This is a genomic window from Nonomuraea diastatica, assembly GCF_004349015.1.
GTDB classification, from domain to species: Bacteria; Actinomycetota; Actinomycetes; order Streptosporangiales; family Streptosporangiaceae; genus Nonomuraea; species Nonomuraea diastatica.
The window spans coordinates 1-19,565 of the sequence record NZ_SMKP01000059.1; the positions used below are offsets into that span (position 1 = coordinate 1).

At 70.7% G+C, this 19,565-nt stretch carries 9 protein-coding genes; 7 read left to right on the forward strand and 2 right to left on the reverse strand.

All coding sequences use genetic code 11. The annotated features are described in order from the left end of the window. A partial coding sequence (locus tag E1294_RS21320; protein WP_132510728.1) for a non-ribosomal peptide synthetase occupies positions 1-6,371 on the reverse strand: 6,371 nt, incomplete at its 3' end. Between the two features lie 144 nt (positions 6,372-6,515). On the opposite strand from E1294_RS21320, the gene E1294_RS21325 reads away from it, so the two are divergent. From E1294_RS21325 to E1294_RS21355, 7 genes are all read left to right on the forward strand, one after another. Next, entirely contained in the window at positions 6,516-8,141 is a 1,626-nt protein-coding gene (locus tag E1294_RS21325; protein ID WP_132510730.1) for a (2,3-dihydroxybenzoyl)adenylate synthase, read from the forward strand. Beyond that, the gene (locus E1294_RS21330; RefSeq protein WP_132510732.1) at positions 8,138-9,487 is read left to right on the forward strand and encodes a salicylate synthase; all 1,350 of its coding nucleotides are present in this window, start codon (positions 8,138-8,140) and stop codon (positions 9,485-9,487) included. The genes E1294_RS21325 and E1294_RS21330 overlap by 4 nt, the downstream gene beginning before the upstream one ends. Beyond that, complete coding sequence (locus E1294_RS21335) at positions 9,484-11,340, forward strand: ABC transporter ATP-binding protein (protein WP_132510734.1); 1,857 nt, start codon at positions 9,484-9,486, stop codon at positions 11,338-11,340. Before E1294_RS21330 ends, E1294_RS21335 begins: the two co-directional genes overlap by 4 nt. Further along, positions 11,337-13,109 (forward strand): ABC transporter ATP-binding protein, encoded by a 1,773-nt coding sequence (locus tag E1294_RS21340; RefSeq protein ID WP_165977403.1) that lies wholly within the window; start codon positions 11,337-11,339, stop codon positions 13,107-13,109. The genes E1294_RS21335 and E1294_RS21340 overlap by 4 nt, the downstream gene beginning before the upstream one ends. Next, positions 13,099-13,335: a bS18 family ribosomal protein gene (locus tag E1294_RS58115; protein WP_132510803.1), complete on the forward strand. Its 237-nt coding sequence runs from the start codon at positions 13,099-13,101 to the stop codon at positions 13,333-13,335. Before E1294_RS21340 ends, E1294_RS58115 begins: the two co-directional genes overlap by 11 nt. After that, entirely contained in the window at positions 13,320-14,564 is a 1,245-nt protein-coding gene (locus E1294_RS21350) for an MFS transporter (protein ID WP_165977404.1), read from the forward strand. Before E1294_RS58115 ends, E1294_RS21350 begins: the two co-directional genes overlap by 16 nt. Positions 14,565-14,945: 381 nt before the next feature. Further along, entirely contained in the window at positions 14,946-15,674 is a 729-nt protein-coding gene (locus tag E1294_RS21355) for a class I SAM-dependent methyltransferase (protein WP_132510740.1), read from the forward strand. 147 nt (positions 15,675-15,821) lie between these two features. Here the strand turns inward: E1294_RS21355 and E1294_RS21360 are convergent, their stop codons facing one another. Next, positions 15,822-19,553 carry a protein kinase domain-containing protein gene (locus tag E1294_RS21360; RefSeq protein WP_132510742.1) on the reverse strand — a complete coding sequence of 1,244 codons (3,732 nt, stop codon included), beginning with the start codon at positions 19,551-19,553 and terminating at the stop codon, positions 15,822-15,824. Between the last annotated feature and the right edge of the window lie 12 nt (positions 19,554-19,565).

Genomic DNA, 19,565 nt, shown 5'->3' on the forward strand with positions numbered 1-19,565 from the left:
AAACTATCCCCGCCCAAGGCGAAGAACCCATCATGACGACCCACCCGCGACACTCCCAGCAGATCACCCCAGATCGCCGCCACCGTCTCCTCCACCACCCCGACCGGCGCCTCAAAACCGCGTTCGGGGGCCCGGTCGGCACTGCTGGTCAGCGCGGCCCGGTCCACCTTGCCGTTGGCCGTCAGGGGGAAGGACGCGACCGGGATGATCTGCGCGGGTACGGCATGCGTGGGCAGTCGCTCGGCAAGGAACTCCGCCAAACCGTCGAGGCCGCTCCCTTGCACGAACGCGACCAGGCGCCTGCGGTTCCGTTCTCCCGGGGCCACGCACACGGCCTGCGCCACTGCCGGGTGCGCCGCCAGGGCCGCCTCGACCTCTCCGAGTTCGATCCGGTGCCCGCGCACCTTGACCTGTGTGTCCCTGCGGCCAAGGAACTCCAGCGTGCCGTCAGGCCAGTACCGGCCCAGATCACCGGTCCGGTACCAGCGCCCCGCACCGTCCTCGACGAACTTGTCCGCCGTCCGCTCCGGGTCGCCCCGGTATCCGGCGGCGACGCCGATTCCGCCGATCCACAACTCACCGGGCACCCAGTCGGGGCAGTCACGATCCTCCTGGTCCATCACGCGGAACCGCTGGTTGCGCAGCGGATAGCCGTACGGAATCGACGACCATTCCGGGTTCACATACGTCACCTCGAAGGCGTTCGACCAGATCGACGCCTCGGTCGCTCCCCCCAACGCGATGAAGTCGCAGCCCGGCACCAGCGAGCGCAGCCGGCCGGCCAGGTCCAGCCCGACCCAATCTCCCGACACCATGGCCAGCCGAAGTGAGCCGGGCAGCGAGCGGTCCATCTCCGCCACCGTCACCAGCATCTCCAGCAACGCGGGCACGGTGTTCCACACCGTCACCCTGTGCCGGCGCACCAGTTCCAGCCAGCGCTGCGCGTCGCGGCGATCGTCCTCGCCGATCAGCACGAGCGCGCCGCCGGCGCCGAGCAGCCCGAAGACGTCGAACACGGACAGGTCGAAGTCCAGCGCTGAGACCGCCAGGACCCGGTCAGCGGGGCCGACCCCATACCGCTCCACGATGTCGTCGACCGTGTTGACCGCACTGCGGTGGGAGATCTCCACCCCCTTGGGCTCACCTGTGGAGCCCGAGGTGAAGATCACGTACGCAAGCGCGTCAGGGGCGACCACAACCGGGCGGGACAGCGGCTCGCACCGGTCCGCCCCGGCGAGATCGTCGAGCACGGTGACGACCCCGGCTCTCTCCGTCAGGCTCCGGCGGCGCCGCTCGGGCTGGTCCACCCCCACCGGCACATAGACTCCGCCGGCGGCGAGCGTGCCCAGGACGGCTGCGATCTGGTCCGGCCCTTTCGGCAGGCTGACCGCCACCGGGTCGCCCGGCTTGACCCCTCGACCGGCCAGCATCGCCGCCACCCGCAGGGCCCGATCGGCGAGGACACCGTAGGACACCTGCCCCCCGTCGCGGCACAGCAGCGCCGTCTGCCCGGGATCAGCCGCGGCACGTTCGAAGAACGCCTCGTGGAGCAACCGCCCCGGCTCCTGGCCGGTCGTCGCGTTCACCCGCTCCCGGGCCAGGCGCTGTTCCACGGGGAGGGCCATGGCCGGGCACCGCGACCAATCCTCTTCGTCGCCCAGCCACACCAGCAGGTCCTGGTAGGCGGCGAACATGGCGTCGAGCACGCCCCGCGGGAACAGCTCGTCTACGGCGTCCCACACCAGCCGGAGTTCACGGTCGTGCTCGAAGAGCTGGTGATCCAGCCATACCTGCGGGGTCTGCGAGGCGCCCCCCACCCAGCGCGGAAACACCTCGGGCAGCCCGGAAAACGGCTCCCCGCCCAGGCCGAGCGTGCTGGTGAAGACGACAGGGAACGCCGCGGAGGGGGCATCCGTGCCACGGGCCACCTCGCGCTGCACCCAGATCGACGACACCGCCCGATGCTCCAGGTCCCGGCCGAGCCGCGCCTGAAGCCGACGCGCCGCCGCCAGCCATCCCTCCCCCTTCTCCGGCCGGTACTCCAGGGGCAGCAAGGTGGTGAAGTCGCCGAGCACCCGGCCGATGTCGGGGTGGACGTCGTGCCGGTCGAACAGAGTGAGGTTGACGGTCAGGTCCTGCCGGTCGCTCCACCTGGACAACACCCGTCCGTAGCATTCCAGCGCCACCACCGACGGTGTCAGGCCGTGCTCCCGCGCCCGCTCCTTGATCCTTTTCCACCGGCCGGCCGGCACGCCGGCCGCGCGTCGCGTGAACCGCGGGCGAACCGCGGCGGGATTGGCGTGGAGAGGCAGCTGAGGGCCGGGCGGCAACGCGGCCAGACGCTCCCGCCAGTAGGCCTCGGCCGTGGTCCGGTCCGAGGGGGATGCGTTCATCACGTAATCGCGGAAGGTCACCCCTATCCGGGGAAGCTCCGCGGCGGGCTCGGCGTAGAGATGCGCGAGCTCGGCGATCATGGTGTTGACGCTGAGCGCGTCGAACGCGACCGCGTCCACGCTCACGGCCAGCCTGGTACGGCCGTCACCGTACCGGACCGCGCGCACGTCGAACAGCGGCCACCGTCCGGGCTCACCGGCCCATCCGTACAGGAACTCCGGATCGGGGACGGCCGCGTCGAGGACCTGGATGGTGGCCGGGGGCGTCTCGGGCAGGATCCGTTGGGTGCCGTCGTCCCAGATGACGGCTCGCAGCATGTCATGCCGGGCGACCAGCCGCTCCATGGCCTGGCGCAGCCGGTCCAGGTCCACGCCCGCCCCGTCGAACGTGAGCCGGAAGACCGCGGGAACGCCTCCGAGCGCGAGCCCCTCCGAACGGCCCAGCCAGTACGCCTGCTGCACCTCGGTCAGCGGAAACGGATCGAAGCGGCGGTCGGCATCGGAGACGAGCACCGGCGTCGTCTCGCCCGCACCGGGGGTCAGGGCCTCGGCGAACTCAGCGAGTGCAGGCGTCTCGAACAGGCGGGCGATCTCCGCGCCCCGCATCCCCGCCTCGCGGAGCCTGTTCACGAGCCGGGTGGCGAGCAGGCTGTCCCCGCCCAGCGCGAAGAAGCCGTCACGGCGGCCGACCCGTTCCACACCGAGCAGATCGCGCCAGAGCGCCGCCACGGTCTCCTCGGCCACCCCCACGGGCGGCTCGAACCCGTCGTCCCGTCCGGCGAAGGCCAACGCCGCGTGGATGGCCTTGCGGTCGATCTTCCCGTTCCCGGTCAGGGGGAAGCTTTCCAGCACGCGAATCACTCCGGGAACCATGTATCGGGGAACCCGTTCGCCGAGCCAGTGGCGCAGGGAATCCGATTCCAGCCGATCCGGCGATTCGGGGTCGGACGACACGACGGCCGCGGCGAGCCGGGGGGCGGCCGCCACTTCCACGACTGTGGCGATCGCCTTGCCCACGCCCGGGTGGGCGGCCAGGTGCGACTCGAGCTCGCCCAGTTCGATCCGATGCCCGCGGATCTTCACTTGGTGATCGGAGCGGCCCAGGAACTCCAGGGTGCCATCGGGCAGGTAGCGGGCCAGGTCACCGGTCCGATACCAGCGTCGGCCAGCCACCTCGACGAATTTCTCCGCCGTGCGCTCCGGATCACCCCGGTATCCCATCGCGACGCCGGGGCCCGAGACCCACAGCTCCCCCGGCACCCAGTCCGGACGGTCCTCCCCTCGCGAACCGACGACCCGGCACCGCATGTTGCGCAGCGGGCGCCCGTACGGCACGGCCCGCCACGCCGGGTCCACCTGATCGACTTCGCAGACCGTGGTGTGGATCGCCGCCTCGGTCATCCCGCCGAGCCCGGCGAACCGGCAGCCAGGGACGAGTTCGCGCAGGCGCCCGGGCAGGTCCACGGTGACCCAGTCGCCCCCCAGCATGACCAGCCTCAGCCGCGATCCGGGAAGGTCCCGCGCGCCGGCCACGAGCAGCATGTCCAGCAGCGCCGGCACACAGCTCACCACCGTCACGTCCCATCGGCGCACCATGCGCGCCCATGCGCGCGCGTCCCGGCGCTGCTCCTCATGGAGTACGGCGACGCTGCCTCCGCAGGAAAGGAAGGCGAACATGTCGTAGGCGGACAGATCGAAGTCGAGCGACGAAAGCGTCATGGTCCGGTCCGAACCGTCCACGCCGAACACGTCATTGACCGCGTCGATCGTGTTGGCGACGGCTCGGTGCGGCACCTCCACGCCCTTGGGCACACCGGTCGAGCCGGAGGTGAACAGCACGTACATGACCGACTCGGGATCGACGTGCGCGATGTCCGGCAGCGGCGCGAACCTGACCGCGTCCTCCATGGGGATCGACGTGATACCCCGCGGCCAGTCATGTTCCAGGCCGGTCAGAACATGCGTGACGCCCGCCGCGCCGTACACGTGAGCGCGTCGCGCCGGAGGAACGTCGAGCCCGGAGGGCACGTACGCCGCCCCGGCGGCGAGCGCCCCCAGCACGGCCACCACCTGGTCAGGGCCCTTCGGCAGGGTGATCCCGACCGTGTCCCCTGGCCGGATCCCACGGGCGTGGAGCAGGCCGGCGACCCGGCGGGCCCGCAGCGACAGCTCGCCGTAGGTCATCGATCCGTCCGTGCCGCCGTCGCCCGGCGTGGTCCAGACCAGGGCGATCCGGTCGGGCTCATCCTTGGCGAGCCGGAAGAACCGCTCGTGGAGGGGGCCTCCGGCAGCGGGACCGTCGTTGTCGTTGACCCGCTCGCGCACCGGCCGTTGGACGGCGGGCAGACCGCGCGGAGCCGGCGCGTCCCAGGAGGTGCGATCCGCGATCAGCGCCCCGACCAGATCGACGAACGCCTTGAACATCGCGTCGAGGAGGCCGGGCGGGAACACCGATTCGCGGGCGTCCCAGTTGACCAGCAACCCGTCGTCGAGTTCGGTCGCCTGCGCGTCCAGCCAGACCTGCGGCCCCTGCGAGATGATCCATGACGGCTCCCCGAAGCACCGCCGTACATCAGGTGCGAACAACTCGCCCAGCTCCAGCGCACTGGTGAACACCACGGGCGCGAGCACGACCTCACCGCCGCTCGCCCTGGTCAGATCGCGCAGCACCTCCACCCCGGTGTAGGCGGCATGGCCCATCGCCTCCCGGAGGTCCTTCTGCACGCGGGCGGCCCGGGCGGAGAACGGCATCGGCTCGGTCAGGTCCACATCGAGCAGCACCGAGCTGGAGAAGTCCCCGACGAGCCGGCCGACGTCGTCGTGAAGAGGCTCCCGGTCGAAGGTCGGCAGGTTGAGCAGAAACCGGTCTGTGGCGCTCCACCGGGCGATCACCTCGGCGAACGCCGTCGCGAGGACCGCCGCGGGGGTGAGGCCGCGCTGGTGTGCCCACTCGCGCAGCCGCCGCCGGCCGGCCGGTGCGATCCAGTGATGCCTGCGCACCACGGTCGGCCGCGCACCCGCGCCGTCGTCGGGGACGACTGGGAGGACCGGCGGCCCGGGAAGGTCGGCGAGCCGCTCCCGCCACCATGCGGCGGCCCGCTCGCGCTCCTCGCGGTTGGTCGCGGCACGTTCCGCCCGGTACCGGGGATAGTTGTAGCCGAGCGGGGGCAGGTCCGCGTCCGCCCCATGGGTGTACAGCTCGGACAGGTCCGCCAGCAGAACCCGCAGGCTGAGCGCGTCGGCCGCCACCATGTCGAGGTTCACGTGCAACCGGCTGCCGCCGTCGAAAAGGCTGAGCTGGATGTCGAAGACCTCGCCGGACGCGATGTCCATGATCCGGTGGGAGAGCGACTCCCTGGTGGCGGCGAGCCGCCGCTCGGTCTCGGTCGGCTCCATGCCTCGCAGGTCGTGAACGCGCAGGCCGGGCCAGTTCGGCTGCTCGCCGATCCGCTGACGCCCGTCGTCGCCGATCCTGACCCTGAGCATGCCGTGGCGGGCGAACAGAGCCCGCACCGCCGGTTCCAGCCGCCCCGGGTCCACGCCGGGGCCTTCGCTCGTGTCGGACCCCGCGTCGAACCTCACGTCGAACCCCATGTCGAACTCGGTGTAGAAGTGCGCGGCGACTCCCCCGAGCTGCTGGTTCTCGGCCCGCCCGACCCAGAAGGCGTGCTGCATCACCGCGAGATCGAACACCCCGGCCTCGTCGACGTCCGGGCGCGGCGCGGTGACTTCCCGGCGTGGGCCGCTCTCTCGGATGACCGACCACCACTCCCCGACGGTCGTGTGTTCGGCGAGGTCGGCGAAGCTCACGGCGGCACCTTGCCGTCGTAGCCAGCCGACGAGCCGCATCAGCCGGATCGAGTCGAATCCGAGTGTGAAGAGGTCGGTGTCCTCTGACACCTGCTCCGCCGAAGCCTCGGCCAGTTCACCGACCGCGACGCGGAGATCGTCCAGGCTGACGGACAGGGGCTCGTTCATGTTCGATCCCAATCAGGTTCGGAGCAAGCGGCAGCGGCTCGACGCGAGATCTCTAGAAATTTCGGGCATGTCTGATTGATAATGATTACCATATCTATATTCATTCCCCCATCCGTTGCAAGAGCTTTGAGAGGCGGACAACCCATGCTCGAAGGCTGCGTCCCCTGGCCGCCCGAGCTCGCCGAGCACTACCGGAAGGCCGGTTACTGGCATGGCGAGACCTTCGACGAGCTGTTAAGACGGCGCGCCCGGGACCGATCCGACCACCCGGCCGTGGTGGACGCCGCGAACCGGATCACCTACGCTGACCTGGGCGCCGCCGCGGGCAGGCTCGCCGCCGGCCTGTCCGGGCTCGATCTGTCGCCCGGCGACCGGGTCGTCGTGCAGCTTCCGAACGTCGCGACGTTCCTGACCGTGTTCTTCGCGCTCCAGCGCATCGGGGCGGTCGCCGTACTCGCCCTCCCCCTGCACCGGCGCAACGAGATCGTCCACCTGTGCCGGCAGTCCGGGGCCGTCGCCTATGTGATCCCAGACGAGCATGCCGGGTTCGACTACCGGGAGCTCGCGGCGCAGGTCCGCGACGACGTGCCCGGCCTGCGGCACGTCGTCGTCGACGGCGCACCCGGGCCCTTCATCGACCTGACCGATCTGGACGCCGCCCCCGGACGCGACCACGGCGGAGCCGCCCCCTCAGACGTGGCGGTCATGCTGGTCTCGGGCGGGACCACAGGGCTCCCCAAGCTCATCCCCCGGACCCACGACGACTACCTCTACAACATCCGGGCGAGTGCCGAGCTGTGCGGGCTGGGTCCGGACGACGTGTACCTGGCGGCCCTACCGGTATCCCACAACTTCGCGCTGGCCTGCCCGGGTGTGCTTGGGGCACTGCACGCCGGGGCCACTGCCGTGCTCACCAACGCCGTCGCGCCGGACGAGGTCTTCGACGTCATCGCACGGGAACGCGTGACGGTCACCGCGCTGGTCCCGCCCACCGCCCGGATGTGGGCCGAGGCGACCGAGTGGTCCGGCTCGGATCTCTCTTCCCTGCGGCTCCTGCAAGTGGGGGGCGCCCGCCTGCTCCCCGAACACGCCAGGCTGGTAGGGCGCGCGTTCGGCCCCGTGCTCCAGCAGGTCTTCGGCATGGCCGAGGGTCTGCTCAACTTCACCGAGCCGGACGCGCCCGAGGGCGTGGTGCTGCACACCCAGGGGCGCCCGCTGTCGCCCGGCGACGAGATCCGCATCGTCGACGAGGACGATGCCGACGTCTCTCCCGGCGAACTCGGCCACCTGCTCACGCGGGGGCCGTACACGCTGCGCGGCTACTACCGGGCTCCCGAGCACAACGCCGTCTCCTTCACCGAGGACGGCTACTACCGCACGGGCGACCTGGTCCGGATGACCCCGACCGGCCATCTGGTCGTGGAGGGACGGGTGAAGGAACAGATCAACCGGGGCGGAGACAAGATCGCCGCCGTCGAGCTCGAAGAACACCTCCTCACCCATCCGGCGGTGGCCGACGCGGCGGTGGTCGCCGTGCCGGACGACCTGCTCGGTGAGCGCACGTGCGCCTTCGTCATCGCCGCGTCCGGCAGCCCGCCCATAGGGCGGAGCGAGGCGGCGGTGTTCCTTCGTGACCGTGGCGTCGCGCCGTACAAGATCCCCGATCGGGTCGAGGTCGTCGACGCCTTTCCGGTGACCAGGGTCGGCAAGACCGACAAGCGCGCGCTGGCCGCCATGGTGGCGTCCCCCGTCGCGAAGGCCCGGTCATGACCGCCGGTTGGGCGGCCGCCGTCCCGCGGCCGGCTCACGAGGCGCACGTGGAGTTGCCGGGAGACCCCGCCTCGGCCGCGGTACGGCTGGCCCGGTCGGGGATCGGCGACCAGTACGCCGTGTACGAACGCCGGGGCACGTGGCACTTCGCGACCGGTCTGGCCGGCTCGGTGACGGTCGACGCCGAACGGGTCCGGGCGTGGAGCGGCGGACACGGATACGAGACCCCCACTGCGGGGAAACCCCTGGAGCGGGTCACCGAACTGCTCGCGACCCTGCCGGACGCGGGCTGGCGCGGCTACGGATGGGCCTCCTTCGAGCTCGCGCATCTCCTTCGGGGGAAGGCCCCGGGCCCCGGACCGTTGTTCCACCTCTTCCTCCCGCGGGTCGAGGTGGAGCTCACTCGGGGCGGAGCCCGGATCCGCGCCGCCTCCGAGGAGGACCTGCGCCGCGCGGCGCAGCTTCTCGCCCGGACGGAGGCGGCACCGGCCGTCCATCCGCTGCCTGTCTCGCTGGACGCCGGGGCGGAGCCGTACCGCAGGGCGGTCGCCCGAACCGTCGAAGACATCAAGGCGGGCCGGCTGAACAAGGCGGTGCTGTCCCGGGTTCTCCCCCTCCCGGACGGCCTGGACCTGTTCGCCACCTATCTCGCAGGCCGCACGGCGGCGACTCCGGCCCGGTCGTTCCTGTTCGACATGGGCGGATGGCGGGCCGCCGGATTCAGCCCGGAGACCGTCGTCGAGATCGGCTCCGACCGGCGGATCAGCACCCAGCCCCTGGCCGGAACCAGGGCACTCGGCCAGGATCCCGGCGAGAACACCCGGCTCCGGGAGCAGATGCTGAACGATCCGAAGGAGGTGATCGAGCATGCCGTCTCCGTCCGGCTCGCCTTCGAGGAGCTCGCCGAGGTCTGCGACGGCGGGACCGTGTCCATCGGCGAGTTCATGGCGATCCGGAAACGCGGCGCCGTCCAGCACATCGCCTCGCGCGTTTCCGGGAAACTGCGGGACGGGGTAACCCCGTGGTCGGCCTTCGCCGCGCTCTTCCCGGCCGTGACGGCCACGGGTGTGCCCAAGGCCGCGGCCCTGGACGTGATCCGCGACCGCGAGAGCGCGCCGCGGGGACTGTACGGCGGTGCGGTCTTCATGACCGACGCCGACGGGACCCTGGACGCCGCCCTGACCTTGCGCACGGTCTTCCAGCGTGACGGCCGCAACTGGCTGCGGGCCGGCGCCGGAATCATGGGCCAGTCCACGCCCGAGCGGGAGTGGGAGGAGACCTGCGAGAAGCTCCGCAGCGTCGCCCCACACCTGCGGGCCCGTACGGAAGGAGCAACGAAGGCATGAGCACGGAAACCGTCGAACAGGCTTCGCCCCAGGCCGACGCTCCACCGCGGGCCGCATCGGAGAGCACCGTCGCGTCTCGGGTCGCGCTGCTGCTGCCGTTCGCCAGAGACGACGCCGGCCGGTACGCCCTGGCGGCGCTTCTCGCCACGCTGGGCACGCTGTGCCAGCTCGGGCCCTTCTACGTCATCTACCTCGCCATAAGCGCTCTCCTCGACGGGAGCGCGGGAGGGGATTACCTGTTCGGGCTTGCCTGGGCCGCCCTGGCGCTCGTGGTGGGCCAGTACGTCCTCATGGGCCTCGCCATGCTGATCTCCCATCGGGCGGCGTTCGGAACGCTGTACCGCCTGCGGCTGCGGATCGGGGAACGGCTCGGCCGGGTCCCGCTGGGCAAGGTCGTGTCCAAGCGGTCGGGGGAGATCCAGCGCACCCTGTCGGACGATGTCGAAAGGCTGGAGCTGTTCCTCGCCCACGCGATCCCCGACGTGGTCGCCGCGGTGGTCGTGGTGGTCGCCTCCACGATCTGGATGCTCGTTGTCGACTGGCGGATGACTCTGGCCGCCGTCGCCGGCCTCGTCGTCGCCTTCGCGTTGATGAACCACGGGATGCGGGCTTCCCAGGGCAAGATGGGCGGCTACATGGCCGCCATGGGGCGGATGAACGGCTCCATCGTCGAGATGGTGCGCGGGCTGCCGATGGTGCGGATGTTCAACCGGACGGACGCCACGTTCGCGGAGACGCAGGACGCGATCCACGGCGCCGCGAAATACCAGGCCGACTGGGGGAAGGCGTTCCTTCCCCTCTACACGGCGTTCTTCACACTGACGTCGGCCACGGCGATCACGATCGTGCCCGTGGGCCTCCTGCTGTGGGCGAGCGACGCCATCGGCGCTCCCGAGCTGCTGTTCTTCTTCGTCATCGGACTCGGGTACGGCGGATCGGTGGTCAAGCTGCAGGACTTCGCGGCGCAGCTCACCGTGCTGTCGTACGGCGCGCAGCTCATCAACGAGCTGAAGGACGCCGGAGAGCTACCCGAGGCCGGCCACGACGCGGAACTGCGCGACGCCTCGGTGGAGTTCAGCGACGTGACCTTCAGCTACGACGGAGCCGACCGCGACGCCCTGACCGGCGTGACATTCCACGCTGCACCAAGCACCGTCACGGCGCTGGTCGGCCCGTCCGGTGCCGGCAAGAGCACGGTGGCCCGCCTGATCTGCCGGTTCTTCGATGCGCGGGAGGGTGCGGTCCTGGTCGGCGGGACCGACGTCAAGGAGATCCCGTTCTCGCAGCTCATGCGGCACGTGTCGTTCGTCTTCCAGGAGACGTTCCTGTTCGACGACACCGTCGAGGCCAATCTCAGGCTCGCCAAACCCGATGCCACGGACGCCGACCTGGAGGCCGCCTGCCGCGCCGCCCGTGCACACGAGTTCGTCACCGCCCTGCCGGACGGCTACCAGAGCAGGATCGGCCAGCACGGAAACCGTCTGTCCGGGGGCGAGCTCCAGCGCCTCGCCATCGCCCGCGCCCTGCTCAAGGGCACCGACATCGTGGTACTCGACGAGGCCACCGCGTTCGTCGACCCGGAGAACGAGGTGGCCCTGCAGGCGGCGATCGACACGCTGGTCACCGACCGGACAGTGATCATCATCGCGCACCGTCTGTCGACGATCACCGGCGCCGACCAGATCCTTGTCGTCGATGACGGTCGCATCACCGAATGCGGCCGCCACGAGGATCTCATATCCGCGGACTGCCTCTACGCCGACATGTGGCGCGCCTTCCAATCCACCGAACGGATCGCCCTCGGCGAAGCGGTCCACAAGGCGGATCCGACCAGCACTATGGAGCCGACATGACGACGTACTACACGGGCACGGTGCGGACCCTCTGGCGGTTGTTCGGCCCGCACCGTCAGGCATTCGTCACCTCACTGATCGCTCAGATCCTGATGTCGCTCGCGGCGGCCGTCCCGGTGGTGACGCTGGTCTGGGTGATCGATCACATCCGTACGGGGACACTGACCGAGGAGCGGGTCGGCCTGGCGATCGGCCTCGTGCTCGCCGGGGCCGCCGGGCAGTATGGTTTCGGCTATCTCAGCAACCGTCTGGCATGGACCGCGACGTTCTACGGAATCGGCGAGGCCCGGACCAGCACGCTCAAACATATCCAGCGCCTCCCTCTGGGCACGGTGCGCGAACGCGGCGCAGGTGACGTGTCGACCATGCTCACCAGTGACATGGAGGCGGTCTCCACCTATGCGCACCATGGGCTCCCGCTCTGGTTCAGCGCGACCTCGCTGCCGGTGTTCATCTTCGCCGGCCTGCTCACCGTGGACGTGCCGATGGCCTTCGCCGTGGCGGTCAGCGTCGTCGCCGCGCTGCCGCTGTACCGGTGGACCTCGCGCTACTTCGGACGCAGAGCGGCCGAAAGAGGCGAGCTGCTCGCCGCGGCGAACGGCCGGATGATCGAGTACGTCCGGGGAATCGCGGTCGTCCGCTCCTTCGACCGGACCGGCGCCAGCCTGGAGTGGTTCCACGGCGCCCTGCGGGACATTCGCGATATCAACGACCGGCTGGCCGTCAGGCTCGTCCCCGCCGGACTGGCCACGATGGGGATCGTCCAGCTCGGCATACCGCTGACGATCGCCGCACTCGGCTACTGGTATTCCGGCGGGCGGCTGGACGCCGGCGCGGTCCTCATCTTCCTCGTCCTGGTCCTGCGCATCTACACCCCGCTGCTCCAGGTGGCGGCGAGCGGCGAGGAGTCACGGCTTGCCGAGGCCGCCCTGCGCCGAATCGGTGCGATCCACGACCTTCCCACCCAACCGGCACCCACCGTTGAGAAGACCGCCATCGGCGCACCGTCGGTGCGGCTGGACGACGTCACGTTCGGCTACGACCCTGGCCAACCCGTCATCAAGGGCCTGTCACTGACCGTCCCGCCGAAGACCATGACCGCCCTGGTCGGTCCATCGGGAGCGGGCAAGAGCACGATCCTTTCGCTGATCGCGCGGTTCTGGGACGTGAACACCGGCTCGGTGCGCCTTGGCGACGCCGACGTCCGCGATCTCACGCCTGAGCAGCTCTTCGACGCGCTCACCGTTGTGTTCCAGGATGTCTACCTGTTCCAGGGCACGGTCCGGGAGAACATCGCCTTCGGCCGCGAGGGGGCCACCGAGGAAAGCATCGAGGCCGCCGCCAGGCAGGCCCAGGCGCACGACTTCATCACCGTACTGCCGCACGGCTACGACACGCCGGTGGGCGAGGGCGGCGCGACCCTGTCCGGTGGTGAGCGCCAACGCATCTCCATCGCCCGGGCCATCCTCAAGGACGCTCCGATCGTGCTGCTCGACGAGGCCACCTCCGCGCTGGACCCGATCAACGAACGGGCTGTCCAGCAGGCGTTCGCCGAGCTCGTCCGCAACCGCACGGTCATCGTCGTCGCCCACCGGCTGAGCACGATCCGCTCGGCTGACCAGATCGTCGTGGTGGACCGGGGCCAGGTGGTAGAACGCGGCCGGCATGAGGACCTTCTCACCTTGAACGAGCGCTACGCCAGGCTATGGGCCGAACGCGAGAAGGCCGGCAGCTGGCGGCTGGCCCGCACGTCGCGGGCTGTGCCATGATGGCGAAAACGATTATCATCGCAGCAACCGTGTCACCGGAGTCACCGTGCAGCAGCAGCGTCAGATCGCCAAGGCCATCGAGTTCGCCCGCGAGATGGCCCTGCTCCCCCCACACCTCCCGCCCCAGCGCATGACCGTGCCGGCGGACAACCCGGCGCGGACATCTCCACGGCCGGGCGACCACCGTCGTCTGGGAGAAGGGCATTCCTGGTGCGCAAATCGTTGATCCCGCTGCTCATCGCCGTCCTGGTGGTCTACTCGGCGCAACAACTCCTGACCCCGGTCCTGGCGCCGCTCTCCCGCGAGCTGACGCTGACCGAGACCCAGCTGGGCCTGGTCATCGCCGTCGCCGCCACGGCCCTGACCATCGCCAGCCCGCTGTGGGGCCACGCCCTGCACAGGATCGGGTTACGCCTGGTCCTGCTGTCAGGGCTCGGCCTCGCCACCGCGGGCCTGACCGGCTTCGCGGCGGTGGCCGCTCTCGGGCTCGACGACACCATGCCCACGCCCCTCGTCTTCGCGCTGATGCTGATCACCCGCAGCATCGTCTTCGGCGCGGGAGTCGCCGCCCTGCCGGTCGCCGCCCTGGCCGTGGCCGGCACGGCCACCACCACAGAGACCGAACGCACCCGCGCCACCGGCCTGGTCGGCGCGGCCCAAGGCGTCTCCATGGTCCTGGGCCCCGCCGCGGGCGGCGCACTGGCCGCGGCGTCGCTGATGCTTCCCCTCTACCTCGCCCCCATCCTGTGCTTGCTGCTCGCCCTCTGGGTCCTGGCGACCGTACGCCCACCGGCCGCGAGCGCACCCGCCGCACACAGCGGCCCGGGACCGCGCCCATGGGACGCACGGCTGTGGCCCCTCCTGACGATCGGCTTCTTCCTCTACCTGTCGCTCGGCCTCGTCCAAGTGATCATCGGTTTCCTCGTCGCCGACCGCCTCCACCTCGGACCGCAGGAAACCGCGGGCGCCGTCGGCATCGTGCTCTTCACCGCCGGCGTGGTGCTCGTCGCGGTGCAGGGCGCCGCCGTCCCCGCACTCGGCTGGCCGGTCCTGCGTCTGCTCCGCACCGGCAGCCCCATCGCCATCGCCGCCTTCGCGCTGCTGTCCGTCTCGGAGAGCCTGTGGCTGATCACCACGGCATTCGCCCTGCTCGCCCTCGGACTCGGCCTGGCGATCCCCGGCTTCACCGCCGCACCGACCCTGGTCGTCGAGCAGACGCAGCAAGGATCGATCTCGGGTCTGGTGAACGCCACCATCGGCGCCACCTTCATCGTCGGCCCCCTGCTGGGCACCGCCCTGTACGAGATCGACCCCGCCATCCCCATCCTCACCGCGCTCGGCGCCGTCACGGCCGCGCTCGTCCTGGCATGGGCCTCACCCGCCGCCCGCCGCACCCAAGTCACCACGGTGACGGCGCCACCGGGAACCCCAGCAGAACCGCAGGAGGAACGATGACCGAACGGCCCTTCACCGCGGCGGTCTGCCAGGCAGGGCCATGCCGCTCTTCCGAGCCCGGCCTGGACGTGCTGCCGCGGCTGGCGGCCATCGTCCGGCGCTGCCCCACGGAGTGCTCGTCCGTGCCGGATGCCTGCTTCGCGCGCCACGCTGCCGGCCGGGCGCCGCGCACGACAACGGCTGCCATCTGGTCGTCCAGCCCTGCGACGTGGATCGCCGACCCCGCGGCGGGGCCATTCTCGGCGGCCCGATCCTCAGCCAGGGCGACGCCGAGTCCGTTGAGACGTGGCTTGCGGACGGCGACCTGGACGCCGACCGGCTCGATCCGCGGCTGCGCATGGTCCGAACAAGAATGACAACCACTGCCAACGAGGAGCCAGCATGGTCGATCAGTACGAGAAGTCCGCCGAGTTCATCGACATCATGCTGGGTTCGCATTGGTCCGCTCTCAGCTCTCCGCTCGCGGAAGCACTGCGTGGCGTCTCCGGTCCGATCGTGGACGTGGGAGCCGGCGGCGGGCACGGCACACGGGTGATCGCCCAGGCGGTGCCCCATGCGGACATAGTCGCCGTCGAGCCGTCCTTCGCGCTCCGTTCCGTCCTGCTTGCCCGGGTGGCCGAGAACGCCCGGCTGCGCGACCGGGTCACCGTACTCCCGGAAGGGTTCCTGCAGGCCACGCTTCCCGATCGACTCGGCGCAGTGGTCGTGATGAACGTCATCGGCCATTTCCCCGCTGCGGACCGAGCCAGGATCTGGAAAATGCTGGACACGCGACTCGTCCCCGGCGGCCGGGCCGTGCTCAACCTTCAGCCGCCGACCGAGTCCGTCGCCGTCCCGGAGTTCAAGGGGGCCGATGTGCGCATCGGGCGACGGAGATACGAGGGCTGGGGGAAGGCAGAACCCGCCGGTCCCGACCGGCTCCTCTGGCACATGACGTACCGCACCTGCCAGGGCTCGGACATGGTTGCCGAACTGGACGTCAGCTACGACTGGTGGGTCCTCGACGAGAAGACGCTCGAGGCGGAGCTCGATGAGCACGGCCTCGACCTCAAGCAGACCGGCCCGGCGGAGCTCGGCATGTACACCATCCAGTCCCGCGCGCACAGGTGAGGCACATGTCCCGTCGCGCCTGACGGAGCGTAGGCCGCCGGCTCACATGGCCGAGGTCACGTTCTGGTGCCGTGTCGCAGTGACCAGCCTTAACGGCTCCGCGCCGCCGCCGGCGCGGATCGTTCTCTTGGCCGGGCATGCTCGCGATCAGTGGTCGTCCCAGTGCCCCTCGTGGGAGGCGTGCCGGTGTCCGTCGTGGACGTAGTCCACGTGGTCGCCATGCGGGATGGCCACATGCCCGCACTCGGACCCGTGCTGATGATCATGGCCGTCGTGCGTGACGTGGGCCCGCACCTCACACTCGTCCACATGGCCCTCGTGGAGGCGGTGCAAGCAACCATCATGCACGTAGTCCACGTGGTCCCCGTGTGGTACGGCCACGTGGCCGCAGCCGGGCCCGTGACTGTGGGAGTGGTCGGCGTGCTGGCGATGCTCCACAGCGACTGACATGTCCGACTCCTTCAGATCTCCTCGTTGAGATTCGTCACTGAAGGTACCCCTATGGGCTGTTTCTACCTCATTTAATGATGTGCCGTACATAATGATTCGGTTGGCTGATACCAGGCGAGCCTGCTGGCGGGGCTCGCGCAGCCGAGACGCCACCCCGGAGACCCTGCTGCGGCCGGGAAGAGCGGCGCCGACCTGCTCGTGCGTGGCCACGTCCCACAGCCGGACGCTCTTGTCGTCGCTCGCGGTGGCGAGGGTGGCGCCGTCGGCGCTGAAGGCCACCGCGGTGATCACACCGGAGTGCCCGCCCAGCTCCCGGCCGAGCTGCTTGCGGGAGGCCAGGTCGATCAACCGCGTTCCCGCGGTGCCGGCCACGGCGAGGGTCCCGACGTCCGGGGCGAAGGCGACGGCCCTCGCCCTGCTGATGGGCGGGCCGGCCTTGACCTGGGTGGACAACTCCCACAGCTGGGCGTTCTCCCTGTTGTTCACCGCGGCCAGGTATCTGCCGTCGGGGCTGATGACCAGCTGCATGATCATCTCGGTGAGGACGATCCGGCCGATCCGGCGATGGGTGCGCGTGTCGAGGAGCCATATCTCGGGCTTCGAACCGGTCCGCAGGTCCGGTGTGAGCGCCATGGCCAGGATCCGCCCGTCCGAACTGTAGGCCGCCGCCCCTATGACGTGGCGGGGGGTTCTCACCGAACCCACCTGACGCCGGGTGGCGACATCCCACCAGGTCAGCTCGGACTCCAGCCCGATCGCGAGCGTGCCACCGTCCGGGCTCCGCACCGCGGCGTTAATGGGGTGCGCCGGTTTGATGGTGAAGATCGGCTTTCGTGAGCCGAGGTCCCAGAGCCTGACCTGCCGCGCGTCGGACGTCAGGATGCTCCGCCCGTCCTTGCCGAACGTCGCGGCGCGCGCGGTGGTGCCCGCCGTGGGCAGGGGAGGCCCCAGCTGCCGGTGCGTGAACGGCCTCCACAACCACAGCCCATCGACGCCGCCGGTGGCCAGCAGTTTCCCGTCAGGGCTGAAGGCCACGCCGTGCAGGGCGATCGTGTGTCCGGAGAGCCTCGGACCGAGCTCCTGGCGCGTGGCCACATCCCACAGCCGGGTCCGGCCGCCGTCGCTCGTGGTCGCGAGGACCGCGCCGTCGGGGCTGAAGGCCACACGGACGCCGAGGATCTGCCTGTTCATGAGCGGCTTGCCGATCGGCCGCCACGTCGCGACGTCCCACAGGCGCAACGCGTGGCTGCCGGTGACCAGCAGCTTCCCGTCGGGGCTGAAGGCGAGGTGGTTGGTGCCGGAAGGGCTGGAGCGCGCTTCGAGCGAGGCGACCTGCCTGCGCGAGTCCACCTCCCAGACCCTGGCCTCGGTGTCGCGGGAGGAGTGGGTCGCCAGCAGCCTCCCGCCGGGGCTGAAGGCGACGGCGCTGGCTCCGGGGAGCGCGTCACCGATCTGTTCGCGCGTGGCCACATCCCACAACCGCACCCTGTCGCCGCCCGTGGCGAGGAGCCTGCCGTCCGGGCTGAACGCCACGGTGGCGCCGCCCCGAAGCGGCTCCCCGAGCTGCTCGCGCGTGGCGGCATCCCAGATCCGCACGTCCTCGGCCGCCGCCGCGACGAACCGGCCGTCGCGGCTGAACGTCACCTCGGAGACCATGCTCTTCTGGCCGGTCAGTGAGCCGGTCGGACGGTGCGTGACGGGGTCCCGGAGTGTCACGACGCCCTCGTCCCCGTTGGTCGCGAGGACCCTGCCGTCGGGACTGAAGGCCAGCGCGATCGCCGGGCCCGGCTGAGCGTGGACGGCGGGCTCGGCGAGCGCGTTACGGAGGCTGTGGCGGGCCTCCTTGGTGGGCGCCTGCCGCCAGGCCGCGACCGCCAGCAGGTGCCCGACCGTCGGCTCGGCGCCGACCAGCCGAACGCTCTGCGTCGCCAGTTGCCTGGACAACGCCTGCCGCTTCTGTGCCTCCGCCCGCTCTCGCTCCCTGTTGGCGTCGCCCGCGGCGTACACGGCCGAGGCCGCGGCGGCGAGAGCGACGACGAGCAACGTGACAAGCGTGACCATCGCGCCCCGCCGTACTCTCCTGGACCGGATCAGCGCACGGCGGCTGGAGTCGAGGAAGTCACGCTCCAGCCTGGTGAGCGTCATATGGCGGAGCTCGCCGACAGCCCCGCTCTCAACCGCCTCCAACCGGCTGCCGCGCAGCAGGTCGCCGTCGCCGCGACCGTTGTCATCCCAGTGGCGGGCGGCCTGGCCGAGCTGCGCGACGACCGCCAGGCCCGCTTTCGCCTCACTCACCCAGCCGCGCAGGCGAGGCCACGCGCGCAGGACGGCGGGGCGTGTCAGGACCATCTGGCCGTCACGCTCGGAAAGCACGTAGGAGAACGCCCGGAGGATCTCCTCCAGGACCTGCCCGCCGTACTCCAGCTCGGCCACGGGCACCGGGCGGGTCGTCTCCACGTCGTACTCGTCCAAGGCGAGCAGCCGCAGGAACACTCCGGGCACCAGTCGCCGCTGCTCCTCCGGGAGTGCGGCGTAGGCCTCCTCGGCGATCGTCCCCAACCCTGGATCCCGGCCCTCGTCCGGGACGATCTGCCGCGCCCGCTCGCTGCCCGCACGCAACAACCCGGCCGCCTCGCCGTTCCCGCTGACCAGAGCGAGCAACAACTCCCGGGCCGTCGGCCGCGCCTCCGGCTCCTTGGCCAGCGCCGCCGCCACCAGCGGGCGCAACACGGGCGGCAACCCGCCCACGTCTGGTACGGCCGACAGGACCTGGTGGATCACCGCAGCGGCGTTGTCCCCGCCGAAGGCATCCCTTCCCTGCGCGGCGAAGAGCACCACGGCGCCCCACGCGAACACGTCGCCCGGCGCGCCCGCCCGCCGCCCGCTGAACGACTCGGGCGCCATGTAGGCGGGTGTGCCGGCGACGAGCCCGGTGGACGTCAACGACATCTCCTCGGTACGCGCGATACCGAAGTCGATCATCCGTGGACCGTCCGGACCGAGCAGGACGTTGTCGGGCTTCAGGTCGCGGTGGATCACTCCCGCCTCGTGAACGGCGGCCAGCGCGGTGGCGATCGCCGTGGCCAGCCGGTGCAGGTCATCCCCCACGAACGATCGCCCATCCCGTACGGCTGCGCGCAGGCTGGGCCCGCTGACGTACTCGCTGACGATGTACGGCCGCGGGCCCGCCAGATCGGCGTCCAAGACCCGAGCCGTGCAGAAAGAGGCCACCCTTCGCGCGGCCTCGACCTCCCGGGCGAACCGGTCCAGCTGCGCGCGGCGGCCGTCCGCGTGCAGGAGCTTGAGCGCCACCCGGGCGCCTTCGCCGTCGTAAGCCTCGTAAACGACGCCCTGGCCCCCCTGCCCCAGGCGGCCGGCCAGCCAGTAGCCGCCGATGGTGTGCGGGTCTTCTCCCAGCAGCGCACTCATGATCGATGGGAC

What these genes read in the sequence shown, in the direction of transcription:
- E1294_RS21325 (WP_132510730.1), top strand. Translation starts at nt 6,516, where the DNA reads ATGCTCGAAGGCTGCGTCCCCTGGCCGCCCGAGCTCGCCGAGCACTAC.
- E1294_RS21330 (WP_132510732.1), top strand. Translation starts at nt 8,138, where the DNA reads ATGACCGCCGGTTGGGCGGCCGCCGTCCCGCGGCCGGCTCACGAGGCG.
- E1294_RS21335 (WP_132510734.1), top strand. Translation starts at nt 9,484, where the DNA reads ATGAGCACGGAAACCGTCGAACAGGCTTCGCCCCAGGCCGACGCTCCA.
- E1294_RS21340 (WP_165977403.1), top strand. Translation starts at nt 11,337, where the DNA reads ATGACGACGTACTACACGGGCACGGTGCGGACCCTCTGGCGGTTGTTC.
- E1294_RS21355 (WP_132510740.1), top strand. Translation starts at nt 14,946, where the DNA reads ATGGTCGATCAGTACGAGAAGTCCGCCGAGTTCATCGACATCATGCTG.
- E1294_RS21360 (WP_132510742.1), bottom strand. Translation starts at nt 19,553, where the DNA reads ATGAGTGCGCTGCTGGGAGAAGACCCGCACACCATCGGCGGCTACTGG.